Origin of the sequence: Pseudomonas sp. IT-347P (assembly GCF_949768005.1) — a bacterium.
In the GTDB taxonomy this organism is placed as follows: domain Bacteria; phylum Pseudomonadota; class Gammaproteobacteria; order Pseudomonadales; family Pseudomonadaceae; genus Aquipseudomonas.
In genome coordinates this window covers 149,510-161,628 of record NZ_CATKPQ010000022.1, presented here as the reverse complement: position 1 = coordinate 161,628, position 12,119 = coordinate 149,510, and the positions used below count along the sequence as shown (strand labels likewise).

General features: G+C 58.0%; 8 protein-coding genes. 6 read left to right on the top strand and 2 right to left on the bottom strand.

Annotated features, from left to right (window positions below; all coding sequences use genetic code 11):
- Nucleotides 1–3 precede the first annotated feature (3 nt).
- The 4 genes from ACM6IV_RS09540 to ACM6IV_RS09525 all read left to right on the top strand — a co-directional run bounded on the left by ACM6IV_RS09540 (nucleotide 4) and on the right by ACM6IV_RS09525 (nucleotide 3,964).
- Nucleotides 4–393, top strand: a complete 390-nt coding sequence (locus ACM6IV_RS09540; protein WP_016984340.1) for a RidA family protein — start codon at nucleotides 4–6, stop codon at nucleotides 391–393.
- 462 nt (nucleotides 394–855) lie between these two features.
- Nucleotides 856–1,620 carry an IclR family transcriptional regulator gene (locus ACM6IV_RS09535; RefSeq protein WP_414870247.1) on the top strand — a complete coding sequence of 255 codons (765 nt, stop codon included), beginning with the start codon at nucleotides 856–858 and terminating at the stop codon, nucleotides 1,618–1,620.
- Nucleotides 1,621–1,659: 39 nt separating this feature from the next.
- Nucleotides 1,660–2,874: an amino acid deaminase gene (locus ACM6IV_RS09530; RefSeq protein ID WP_414869738.1), complete on the top strand. Its 1,215-nt coding sequence runs from the start codon at nucleotides 1,660–1,662 to the stop codon at nucleotides 2,872–2,874.
- A 157-nt stretch (nucleotides 2,875–3,031) separates the two neighbouring features.
- The gene (locus ACM6IV_RS09525; protein ID WP_414869737.1) at nucleotides 3,032–3,964 is read left to right on the top strand and encodes a sugar kinase; all 933 of its coding nucleotides are present in this window, start codon (nucleotides 3,032–3,034) and stop codon (nucleotides 3,962–3,964) included.
- 112 nt (nucleotides 3,965–4,076) lie between these two features.
- Here ACM6IV_RS09525 and ACM6IV_RS09520 read toward each other — a convergent pair whose 3' ends face one another.
- Both ACM6IV_RS09520 and ACM6IV_RS09515 read right to left on the bottom strand, forming a co-directional pair.
- On the bottom strand, nucleotides 4,077–4,352 hold the full coding sequence (locus ACM6IV_RS09520) for a peptidylprolyl isomerase (RefSeq protein WP_007912322.1): 276 nt from the start codon (nucleotides 4,350–4,352) through the stop codon (nucleotides 4,077–4,079).
- Nucleotides 4,353–4,403: 51 nt separating this feature from the next.
- A complete protein-coding gene (locus tag ACM6IV_RS09515; protein WP_414869736.1) occupies nucleotides 4,404–6,941 on the bottom strand; it encodes a PAS domain S-box protein in 2,538 nt (845 codons plus the stop codon).
- Between the two features lie 113 nt (nucleotides 6,942–7,054).
- Here ACM6IV_RS09515 and ACM6IV_RS09510 point away from each other — a divergent pair, with 113 nt between their 5' ends.
- Together ACM6IV_RS09510 and ACM6IV_RS09505 are read left to right on the top strand one after the other, a co-directional pair.
- The gene (locus ACM6IV_RS09510; protein ID WP_414869735.1) at nucleotides 7,055–8,164 is read left to right on the top strand and encodes a PilT/PilU family type 4a pilus ATPase; all 1,110 of its coding nucleotides are present in this window, start codon (nucleotides 7,055–7,057) and stop codon (nucleotides 8,162–8,164) included.
- Nucleotides 8,165–8,290: 126 nt separating this feature from the next.
- Nucleotides 8,291–12,082, top strand: coding sequence for a hypothetical protein (locus tag ACM6IV_RS09505; RefSeq protein ID WP_414869734.1), 3,792 nt, complete (start codon nucleotides 8,291–8,293; stop codon nucleotides 12,080–12,082).
- Nucleotides 12,083–12,119 lie beyond the last annotated feature (37 nt).

Genomic DNA, 12,119 nt, shown 5'->3' with positions numbered 1-12,119 from the left:
CCCATGAGCATTACGCGTTACGGCACCGGCAGCACCGCCGCTGGCGGCCAGCCACGTCCATTCGCTCGCGCCGTTGAAGCGGATGGCTGGCTGCATGTGTCCGGCCAGGTGCCGGCGGTGGATGGCGAGATCATTGTCGGCGGCATCGTCGAGCAGACTCACCAGACCATGAAGAATCTGATCGCGATTCTCGAAGAAGCCGGTTATGGCCTGGAAGATGTGGTGCGGGCCGGGGTATGGCTGGATGATCCGCGGGATTTCAGCAGTTTCAACAAGGTCTTCGGCGAGTACTTCAAGCCCGAACACGCACCGGCGCGGGCCTGTGTGCAGGCGAGCATGATGGTCGACTGCAAGGTCGAGATTGACTGCATCGCGTACAAGAAGAAGGTCTGAGTGAAGGCTTCCCCTCACCCTAACCCTCTCCCGGGGGAGAGGGGACTGATCTCTATCGATGCAGGTTTTGGCGGCTGATCACAACATGTGCATCGATACAGTCAGGCTCTATCTCTCTGGGAGAGGGGACTGATCTCTGTCGATGCAGATTTTGGCAAATGACCACAACATGTGCATCGATACGGTCAGGCTCTATCTCTCTGGGAGAGGGGACTGATCTCTGTCGATGCAGATTTTGGCGGCTGATCACAACATGTGCATCGATACAGTCAGGCTCTATCTCTCTGGGAGAGGGGACTGATCTCGATCGATGCAGGTTTTGGCAAATGACCACAACATGTGCATCGATACAGTCAGGCTCCCTCTCCCTCCGGGAGAGGGCGGGGGGTGAGGGCCGCAATCCAACTGACACAACCCCAAGGGCCAGTTACCATCCGGCGACTTTGAATGGGAACCACTGAAATGACCGAAGACACCATCAAGCGCCGGGCTCGCGGTCTGGACCGGGCGTTCGATATTCTCGATTTCCTCAAGGAGATCGGCCAGCCGCTGCGCCCGAACGACATTGCCAATGGCATCGGCAGCCCGAAATCCACCGTCTACGAACTGGTCGCCTCGTTACTCGAACGACGGATTCTGGAACCGGTGGGCAAGGACGGTCATGTCTATCTGGGCCGGCAGTTGTATTTCCTCGGTCAGGCGCATTTGCGTCACTTCGACCTCAGCCGCGAGGCCGATCACGCCTTGCAGGAGATCGTCAGCCAGACCCGCGAAACCGCGCAGATGTGCCTGCTCAACGGGCGTAAATACACGGTGGCACTGATGAAGGAGGGCGAGCGGCATTTTCGTATTTCCTCCGACATCGGCGAAAACGCGCCGATCCCGTGGACCGCTTCCGGGCGCCTGCTGCTCGCGCATTTGAGCGATCAACAGATCATCGACCTGATCGACGAAGACGACTACATCCTGCCCGATGGCGAACGTCTGCCGCTGGAACGCTTCCTCACGGAAATCCGCCAAGCGGGTATCGACGGGTTCTTCTCCTTCGACAGCGTCGCCGACACCTTTACCCACTGCTTCGCCGCGCCGGTCAAAGACCCGCAAGGCGTGGCGATTTGCACCTTGTGCATCGTCGCCCCTCGGGCCGATGCGAAGAACAATTACAACGACTATCGCCGGGTGCTGATCGAGAGCGCCAACAGCCTAGCCCGGCGAATCAACGAATAACCGCGGCTGCGTGCGGCCGCGAAAGTGAGGAGTTCGACCATGACCACTGCCATCAATACTGCTGGAGAAAAGGGCGACGCTGCCATCGGTGCGCACCTGGTACGCGACGTCAGCCTGCCGGCGCTGGTGCTGCATCGCGAAGCCCTGGAGCACAACATCCGCTGGATGCAGAAGTTCATCAGCGACAGCGGCGCGGAACTGGCGCCCCACGGCAAAACCAGCATGACCCCGGCACTGTTCAAACGTCAGCTCGACGCCGGCGCGTGGGGCATCACCCTCGCCAGCGCGACCCAGACCCGTGCCGCTTACGCCCATGGCGTACGCCGCGTGCTGATGGCCAACCAATTGGTTGGCACGCCGAACATGGCGCTGATTGCCGATCTGCTCGCCGATCCGGCGTTCGATTTCTATTGCATGGTCGATCACCCGGATAACGTCGCCGACCTCGGTGCCTACTTCGCCTCGCGCGGGGTGAAGCTCAACGTGATGATCGAGTACGGTGTGGTCGGCGGTCGTTGCGGCTGCCGCAGTGAGCAGGAAGTCATTGAGCTGGCCAAGGCGATCAGTGCGCAACCGGCGCTGGCCCTGACCGGCATCGAAGGTTACGAAGGAGTGATTCACGGCGATCACGCGGTCAGCGGGATTCGTGAATTCGCTGCATCGCTGGTGCGTCTGGCGGTGCAATTGCAGGACTGCGGTGCGTTCGCCATCGCCAAGCCGATCATCACCGCCTCGGGTTCGGCGTGGTACGACCTGATTGCCGAGTCGTTCGAAGCGCAGAACGCCGCTGGGCGCTTCCTCAGCGTGTTGCGTCCAGGCAGTTACGTGGCGCATGACCATGGCATCTACAAGGAAGCGCAGTGCTGCGTGCTCGATCGTCGCAGCGATCTGCACGAAGGCCTGCGTCCGGCGCTGGAAGTCTGGGCGCACGTCCAGTCGCTGCCGGAGCCGGGTTTTGCGGTGATCGCACTGGGCAAACGTGATGTTGCGTTCGATGCCGGTTTGCCGGTGCCGCTGCTGCGCTACAAGGCCGGTGTGGTGCCGGCGGTGGGCGAGGATGTCGGTGCGTGCAAGGTCACGGCGGTGATGGATCAGCATGCGTTCATGAGCGTGGCGCCGGGCGTTGAGTTGCGCGTGGGCGACATCATTTCCTTTGGTACATCGCACCCGTGCCTGACGTTTGACAAGTGGCGTGTGGGGTTGTTGGTGGATGAAGAACTGGCGGTGATCGAGAGCATGGAGACCTGTTTCTAAAGCTTGAGACCGAGTCGCGGCCATTCGCGAGCAAGCTCGCTCCCACAGGTTTCAGTGTTGATTACAAGATCTGTGTACGACATCAATCCTTGTGGGAGCGAGCTTGCTCGCGAAGGCGCCAGTCCAGACACCATCGATCAACCAGAGACATCACAAGATGAACACCCTAAGCCCCCTGGGCCCGAACACCCCGCGCATCGCCCTGATCGGCGAGTGCATGATCGAACTGCAGCAACGCGCCGACGGCAGCCTGCAACAAAGCTTCGGCGGCGACACCCTGAACACCGCGGTGTATCTGTCCCGTGCCATGGGCGCCAAGGCCCAGGTCGATTACGTCACTGCACTGGGCGATGACAGCTTCAGCGACGCCATGTGCCGGATCTGGACCAGCGAAGGCATCGGCCTCGATCTGGTGCAGCGCCTGCCGGGACGTTTGCCGGGCCTGTATTGCATCCAGACCGATGCCAGCGGTGAGCGGCGTTTCCTTTACTGGCGCAACGAAGCGGCGGTTCGCGATTGTTTCACCACGCCGGCCGCCGCGCCGATTCTGGCGGCGTTGCCGGATTACGATGTGCTGTATTTCAGCGGCATCACCCTCGCCGTGCTCGGTGCGCCGGGGCGGGAAAAGCTGATCCAGACGCTGATCGAAGCGCGCCAGCGTGATGCGCGCATCGTCTTCGACAATAACTACCGGCCACGCCTGTGGGCCTCCTTAGAAGACGCGCGTGCGGCGTATCGCAGCGTGTTGCCCTACGTTGATCTGGCACTGCTGACGGTGGATGACGAACAGGCGCTGTTCGGTTTCGCCGATTGCGACGCGGTGTTTGCCGCCTATGCGCAGTTCGGCACGCCGGAAGTGGTGCTCAAGCGAGGCGCCGAGGCGTGTCTGATTCGCTGTGATGGCGAGGCATTCGAAGTGCCGGCGCAGAAAGTCGAGAAGGTGGTGGACACCACGGCGGCGGGGGATTCGTTCAGTGCGGCGTATCTGGCTAGTCGATTGCTCGGCGGCAGTCCGGCGGAGTCTGCCGAGGCGGGGCACCTGCTGGCCAGCAAGGTGATTCAAGTACCGGGGGCATTGATTCCGAAATAGGTTTTGTATCGCCGCTAGCTGCGCAATCGGTTCGCGAGCAAGCTCGTTCCCAGTGGAATGCATCCCAAATGTGGGAGCGAGCTTGCTCGCGAAGAGGCCCTGAAGCCAGACGTCAATCGCGGTAGAAAACCTGCACCAGGTGATAGCCGAACTTGCTCTTGATCGGCCCATGCACGGTACGCAACGGCTTCTTGAAAATCACCGCATCAATCGCCCCGACCATCTGCCCCGGCCGCACTTCACCCAGATCACCGCCGCGCTTGCCGGACGGGCAGGTGGAAAATTTCTTCGCCAGCACATCAAAGGCTTCACCCTTGGCGATGCGTTGTTTGAGCTGTTCGGCCTCTTCGGCGGTTTTCACCAGAATATGGCGGGCTTGGGCTTTCATCGTGCGGTACCTGATAACGGGGTGACGGCGGGGCGCGGATTATGCCTCAAGTCACAGGGTTTGGCTGATCATCGTGCGGATCTTGCTGGCCAGCAACTCAATGGCAAAGGGCTTGGCGACCATGTCCATGCCGTCCTCGAGAAAACCCTGACGCTCGGCGGCTTTTTGCGCGTAACCGGTCATGAACAGCACCTTGAGGCTGGGCCGATGCTGACGGGCGATTTCGGCCAGTTGCCGGCCATTCATGCCGGGCAGGCCGACGTCGGTGACCAGCAGGTCCAGCCGTAGCGCGGACTCCAGCAGGGGCAGGGCAGTCTTGGCATCGACCGCTTCGTAAGCTTGATAGCCCGACTCCCGGAGCAGGTCGAGCACCAGCATGCGTACCGCGGGATCGTCTTCGACCACCAATACCGCTTCCCCCGTCGCCGGCGCCGGCGAGTGTTCAAGGGGCGCAATCACCGGTGGTTCCGGCTCGACGCCGTACAAGCGCGGCAAGTACAAACGCACACAGGTACCCTGGCCTGGCAGGCTGTCGAGGCTGACATGGCCACCCGACTGCTGGGCAAACCCATAAATCATCGACAGTCCCAGCCCGGTGCCCTGGCCTATGGGCTTGGTGGTGAAGAACGGATCGAAGGCTTTGGAGCGCACCGAGGGCGTCATGCCGGTGCCGTTGTCGCTGACCGCCAGCATCACGTAATCGCCGGCCTGGACCGGTTCAAGCGTGGTGATGTCGCTGCCGTCGAGATAGACGTTGGCGGTCTCGATCAGCAACTCACCGCCGTCGGGCATCGCATCGCGGGCATTGATGACCAGATTGAGCAGGGCGTTTTCCAATTGGCTGACATCAGTGCTGACCGGCCACACATTGTCGGCCAGGCGCAGCGTCAGCTCGATCGGATCGCCCTTGGTACGGCGGATCAGATCTTCCAGCGAATGCACCAGTTCATTGGCATCGAGGGTTTTACGATCCAGCGATTGGCGCCGCGAAAACGCCAGCAAGCGATGAGTCAACGCCGCGGCACGATTGGCCGATGACACGGCGGCTTCGGTAAAACGACCAATCTCGTCGGCCCGGCCATTGGCGATGTAACGCTGCATCAAATCGAGACTGCCGATGATCCCGGTGAGCATGTTGTTGAAGTCGTGGGCAATACCGCCGGTAAGCTGGCCGACAGCCTCCATCTTTTGCGCGTGACGCAGCGCATCTTCGGCGCGCTCGCGTTCAAACATCTCGTTCTGCAAACGCTGGTTGGCCTGGGCCAATTGTTCGGTGCGGGCGCTGACCCGGTCTTCCAGGGTTTCGTTGAGATTGCGCAAGGCCTCTTCGGTTTTCTTGCGCTCAGTCTCATCGATCACAAAGATATAGAAACCGTTCACCGCGCCGTCCGCGCCGTAACGGGGCAGGTAATTCATCAGGGCGTGGCGATTGCTGCCATCGCGATGCGGGGTGTACAGGCTGAATGAACAGGGTCTGCCGGCCAGCGCTTCGGCAATGTAAGGCAGGCGCAGGAAATAGGCTTCCTCTCCGATGACTTCACGAATCGTGCGCCCATAGAGTTCCTGCGGCGTCAGCCCGTACCAGTCCAGGTAGGCCGCGTTGTTCAGGCGAAAGCGCTCTTCACGGTCGACATAACTGATCAGGATCGGCATCGCGTTGATGATCAGTTGCAGTTCGGTCTGGCTCTGGCGCAACGCCTGTTCGGTGTGTTTACGCTCGGTGAGGTCCAGCGCTGCACCGAGGAAACGCATGGGGCGGCCATGATGATCCTTGTAGCAGCGCCCGCGAGCGAATACCCAGCGCACCTCGCCGTCGCCTTGCTGCAAACGATATTCCTCGGCGTATTCGGTGCCGTGGGTGATGCAGTGTTTGATGCTGCGCGCAACCATCGCGCGGTCTTCCGGGTGCACGCCCTGCAAGTAATCGCTGATTGGCAACTGGCCGGCGAGGCCGGGATCGACGCCGTGCAATTGGGCGAAATGCGCATCGGCGATAAACCGGTCTTCACCGATGTTCCAGTCCCAGGTGCCGACAGCATCGGTCGCGGCCAGCGCCAGTTGCAGGCGCTCCTCGGTTTCGCGCTGGGCCTTGAGACTTTCTTCGGAGCGTCGCTGTAGCTCCAGAGCGATGCGGCGGCGTTCGTTGGTTTCAATGGCGGTGACCAATATCCCGGCGACTTTCGCGGTTTCATCGCGGATCGGACTGTAGGTCAGATCCAGCCAGAAGTCGGACTCTTTACCTTCGCGTTGCAGGGTGAAGCGTCTTTCGCTGTAGGTGCGTACCTGGCCCTGTAGGACGGCGCTGTATATCGGGTCGGTAAAGTCGCGAAGTTCTGGCCATATCTGATGCGCAGGTTGTCCGAAAGCGTGCGGATGCTTGTGGCCGGCGAGTAAGGCGAAACCGTTGTTGTAGATCTGCGTGAGCTGCGGTCCCCACAGCAACAGCATCGGCATCGGCGAGTGAATCACGATGTCCACCGCGGTACGCAGGCTCTGCGGCCAGTTGCCGGCAGCGCCCAGCGGGCTGCGGCTCCAGTCGGTCCGGGCGATCAGTGCCTGCGCGTCGTCGGTGTTCGGTACAGCATTCATTACATCAATCCTGAGCGTGGTTCGTTGAGGCGACGTCTATCATTGTTGCAGTTGAGCTGCGCCGGGCGCAGGCCATTGTCTGTTCATTGAATGCTTCGCGGGTGCTTTTTGCCATGGAAATCGATGCGCTGTTGTCTGTTTTGTCCAATAAAAACGGTTCGGACCTGTTCCTCTCCACGGGAGCGCCGCCGAGTGTGCGTATCGACGGCGTGCTCACGGCATTGAGCGGACAGCCGTTCAAGAGCGGTGAAATTGCCGCCATCGCCGCCTCCTTGATGGACGCCGAGCAACGACGGGAGTTCGAACGGGATCTGGAAATGAACCTGGCGATTTCACGAACGGGCATCGGGCGTTTTCGTGTGAATATCTTCAAACAGCGTAATGACGTATCGATCGTCATTCGCAACGTCAAACTCGACATTCCGCTTTTCGCCGATCTCAAATTGCCGCCGGTACTGCTCGACACCGTCATGCTCAAGCAAGGTCTGGTTCTATTCGTTGGCGCTACCGATTCCGGTAAGTCGACGTCACTGGCCGCGCTGATCGATCACCGCAACCGCCACAGCAGCGGACATATCGTGACGATCGAGGATCCGATCGAATACATCCATCGGCATCAGCGATCGATCATCAATCAGCGTGAAGTCGGCGTCGACACCCGTAGCTTCCATGCTGCCCTCAAGAATACCTTGCGTCAGGCGCCGGACGTGGTGCTGATCGGCGAAATCCGCGATCGCGAGACCATGGAACATGCCCTGGCGTTTGCCGAGACCGGACATCTGGTGCTGTCGACGTTACATGCCAACAACGCCAATCAGGCGCTGGACCGGATCATCAATATGTTCGCTGAAGAGCGTCGGCCGCAGTTACTGCATGCGCTGGGCAACAATCTCAAGGGGCTGATTTCCCAACGCCTGGTGCGCACGGTCGACGGGCATCGCCGGGCGGCTGTTGAAGTACTGCTGGGCTCACCGACCGTTGCCGACCTGATCCGTCGTAATGAGTTTGGTGAACTGAAGGAAATGATGGAAAAGTCTGGAGCAATGGGCATGCAGACATTTGATCAGTCATTGTTTTTCCTGATTCGGGAAAACATTATCAGTGAAGACGAAGCATTGAAAAATGCTGATTCGGCCAATAACTTGAAGTTGCGCATGAAACTTCAAATCGACAGTGAAAATAAAAGTTCGTTGTCGGGTGAGGGGTGGGGATTGGTGGACTAATGCTCTGGTGGTGAGAGTATTTATCAATAATATATTCTCATAATTATTGGATGGCTGATATGGCGATGGAAAGTTAATACTTTTGATCGCCGATTCGGCGTATCTATAAATTAAGAGATGATTTTCATGGCTGCCGTTACTCCTGTTAAATTATTCAAATCTTGCAGTGATGCTTATCGGCAACAGCAGTACAAGTTAATGTTGGATACGCAAGAGCGTGAAGAGGTGCTCGAACAACTGAAAGATGGACTTGCAGAACAGGGCACGGATACGGTTTACAGTTGGCAGGGTTATACAGTCGATGTGCAGGAAAGCTCTTCCCTGCATGACGTTTATAACCCGGGTAGAGTCTTGTGGAACATGTTGATCAATACCGCTCAAGTCGAAAGTGAGCTTCGCCGGCATCGCGCGATCAACTCCACCGAGCTGGCAAGAGTCAACGCCGCTGGCATCATTGAAGTGTTCAGAGCGGCTACTGCTCAATGGCAGCAGGTGGATGTCGACAATATCGTCCGCGCATCCAATACGTTTAAACGCCTGCAGATAGTCGGGGAGGTGGCGGCAGAAGCGGGCGGGTATATTTATGACACCGATTACGTAAATATCGATCAATGGTTGCGATTTCACGGGTTGAGCATTCCGGAGAACCAGGCGCAAACCAAAAATCTCATCGCTTACCTGGAGTTTGATCCACAAGCTGGGGAGCTGAGCAATTACTGGGAACAACTGGACGCGGATGACCCTTCGTTGGTTGCGCTGTCTCCTGATCATTGTCGCGCAGTGCGCGCGGCAACGGCGAAACTGCTGGGTGCAGGGGCGAAGTTGCTGGAGGTACTGGACAGGAAAACCGGACGCGTGCCGGTGACGGCAGACAACGTCGATGAGTGGATTCGCGGCGTGGTCGACCATTCTTATTCTCAAAGTCTGGCTGAGCAATATTTGCAAACGCTTCAATGGTTCGGTGCGCAACCGGGAGAACAGGTCTCGCCACGGGACGCCGCTCAGTTGCTGGTGACAGCGATGTTGCTGGACAGCTGTCCACTGATCGGTACCCCTCAGCCTCGAAAAAATATTGGCGGTTTCGAGCTTTATTCGCCTTCACACCTAGGCAGCCATCCCTCCAGGGTGCGCGAGCAACTGGAGGCGTTTCTTCGTGGCAGACAGTGGTGCCCTTTTAATCTGGGTTCGGTGGCGGCGCATCTATTGCTGGCGGGCATCGCCCCTGAGTTTCTGGTCAAGTCGATTCCGGCGACGCTGATCATCGGTTCCGTAGACTGGATGACGTTTTGCCACGCGGTGGCACTGGTCGAGGCGGCAAAGAAGGGCGCTGTATGCAGGTTGACTTACGAACAGGTCATGGCGTACGCCGCGCTGGACCCTTTATCCGATGCTCATGTTGAACTGCGCAATCTGTCGTTCATCGATCCTATGATCGAATGGGCGTTGTGCAACGAGATCGTCACGGTGGCGCAGCTGACGCAAAATGAAAAAGCCACGACCGAGCGTGCGATCGAGGCATTTCAAGCGTACGCCGATAACTTTTCCCCACGTTTTGGCCAATTGCCTGACAGACGCCAGATTGCCAGGCTGGCGGTGCAAGATGCTGCGCCGCTGTGTGATTTTCTTGACGATAAAATACTCAATCAGCACCCGGGGCTGTGGAGTTCGGTCACAACCGCGTCGATGATTGACTTGCACATGTCGGGTGATCTGGCAGGCGGAGAATGGGACAGGGCGGCTATCTTCCCGGATAACGTGTATTCCAGTACACCGAGTTTGCATGCCGGCGTTACTAACTATAAGCGGCCCGGCCGATATGACCCTACTGTCATCAGTATTCATCAGGAATTTCCCCGACTGCGACGCCTGCGACCCAATGACGAAGAGTTTCATCGACAGTTGCGCGCTTATCTGAGTAATCTGAACAACTCACTGGTGGCAACAGTAAAACACGCAATTTCCGGTCTGCCGCAAGATGATTTGCAGGCATTTCTTGTTGGCAAAGTCACCTTCTTTACTTTTCGCGACAGTGCCATCGACACTCACGAAAGTCGCGGTGGACCGATAGTATTTTCAACGGAATATGAAACCAGAGAAGGCAAAGATGGCGCCACCGGACGCTTCGGGTTGGTGATGTGTGTTTCCAGTGGAAGCAGACTTATTACTTACGAACTGTTCACCTTACGCGGCGAGTTGATCAGGAATGACGAACTCGGCAGTCAGCTGCTTCGCAAAGGTCTGTTTGATGCTCCTGCCAGACTGGATTTCAGCGGAAACATGAAAGGCCAGGAATCACCCGTTGCGAAGGACGTATTCAATATCAGCTTCAGCAAATATTCACGCAATGAGCTGTCCGACAGCGGATCTGAAAACGATAAGGCCATTGCGGAAAAACTGGGTGAGCTTCCGGCTGCGGGCAGCCCGGCTCCACTCCAGCGAAGTACCTATAAGAATTTCACCCATCCACAACTTTCCCGGCTCGCCGGGTTCATCATCGAACACCACTCCATCATTAAATTCCACGAGTTGGTGGAAGCGGCAACCCTGCCCACGGAGCTGGAACTCGAGCGCGCCAAGGGTAAGAAAATCGCCACATACATTGTCGATCTGGTCGTGCCTTTCAAAAAGTGCATTGAAGATCTTACAAGTGGGGACAGCAATCGCGTCGTCGATGGTATTTACGGTTGCATGATGGACATTATTGCATTGGGTGGAGCATTCGTCGGAGCCGGCGCCAAGGCCTTGAGTATTTCCGCCAAAGCCATCTCGGCGGCGAATAAAGCGGCGAGGGTGGCCAAGCTTGTTGTCGTGACCTCCGTTTCTGTTTTCAATCCGGTAGACGGTGTGCACACAGCCCTTTATGGCGTCGGCAAGCTCGTGCACAAGGGGGGCTTGCGATTCGGCAAGCAAACACTGGAGCTGCTGGCGGTGGCAAAATCCAATTTGAACCGCGTGCATGGCACCAGCGAAATCAAGCGACTGATCCGCAAAGCCGACGATGTGTATGCGGGGCAGGGTACGTGGCGGCCCAACGACTCGCTCGCCGAGACGTTCACAGTATTGGCGGCCCGCAAGAATTCGCATTGGTTTGCACTTGACCGGGTAGGCAAGCCCTGGGGGCCAAGGCTCAATAACTTCAAGCCTGTCGCGCCGGCCCGATTGCCGCGCAGCCTCAAGACGCTGCCCGTCAGCTACACCCGTATGGTCATCGAGCAGAGCCTGCCACGCGCCCGGACAAAAATCGAAAACGCGATCAGCCTGTTGACGCGTAAAGATTTCAGCGCGGAACGCAATGCATTGTTCAGAATCCTGCTGGGAACCACGCCCGGTGCGGCAGCGAACAAAATTGTGGATTACCTGCGGCTGATCAGGGCGGATTTCGCTGGGGTTTCCCTCAGCAACTGTATCCTCGACCCGTTCAAGGACACCAACCATATCGCTGCTTTCGATCTGGATGCCTATAAAGTCTGGAAAACTGACCTCCAGCAAGCCAATGCGCCGTTCATTGAAGTCAACACCGCCAATTTGAATCGGCGGTTCGTCGAGTCCCGCTTCAATCATGATGTCGTCGCGGATGACTTGATCCATGAGCTGTTCCACGGTTCAACCCAGCATGGCGATGTGGTTTATGCCCAGGATGCGGGTCTGGACGCCGGCGGTGGGGTAAACCTGGATGTCACCGCGCTGCTGAATCTTGCGCTCGGGCGACTCCCTTTGGCGGGTGACGACAGCGGCTTTCACCCGGCGTCCAAAACCCTCGAAAATGCTGACAGTCTGACCGTGTTCACATCGCTGTTGAGTCAAATGAGCTCGGAGAAAGAAACGTTCGACAGGAATCTGCAGGTACTTGGCGCGGCCGTTGACAACAGCGGCGGCAGAGCAATCAGCGGCCCTGTATTGATCAATTTGAACAAATAACGCAGCGCAGCTGTGCTCAGGCTCAGGCCGGCGCTGA

What these genes read in the sequence shown, in the direction of transcription:
- ACM6IV_RS09525 (WP_414869737.1), top strand. Translation starts at nt 3,032, where the DNA reads ATGAACACCCTAAGCCCCCTGGGCCCGAACACCCCGCGCATCGCCCTG.
- ACM6IV_RS09530 (WP_414869738.1), top strand. Translation starts at nt 1,660, where the DNA reads ATGACCACTGCCATCAATACTGCTGGAGAAAAGGGCGACGCTGCCATC.
- ACM6IV_RS09520 (WP_007912322.1), bottom strand. Translation starts at nt 4,352, where the DNA reads ATGAAAGCCCAAGCCCGCCATATTCTGGTGAAAACCGCCGAAGAGGCC.
- ACM6IV_RS09515 (WP_414869736.1), bottom strand. Translation starts at nt 6,941, where the DNA reads ATGAATGCTGTACCGAACACCGACGACGCGCAGGCACTGATCGCCCGG.
- ACM6IV_RS09540 (WP_016984340.1), top strand. Translation starts at nt 4, where the DNA reads ATGAGCATTACGCGTTACGGCACCGGCAGCACCGCCGCTGGCGGCCAG.
- ACM6IV_RS09505 (WP_414869734.1), top strand. Translation starts at nt 8,291, where the DNA reads ATGGCTGCCGTTACTCCTGTTAAATTATTCAAATCTTGCAGTGATGCT.
- ACM6IV_RS09510 (WP_414869735.1), top strand. Translation starts at nt 7,055, where the DNA reads ATGGAAATCGATGCGCTGTTGTCTGTTTTGTCCAATAAAAACGGTTCG.
- ACM6IV_RS09535 (WP_414870247.1), top strand. Translation starts at nt 856, where the DNA reads ATGACCGAAGACACCATCAAGCGCCGGGCTCGCGGTCTGGACCGGGCG.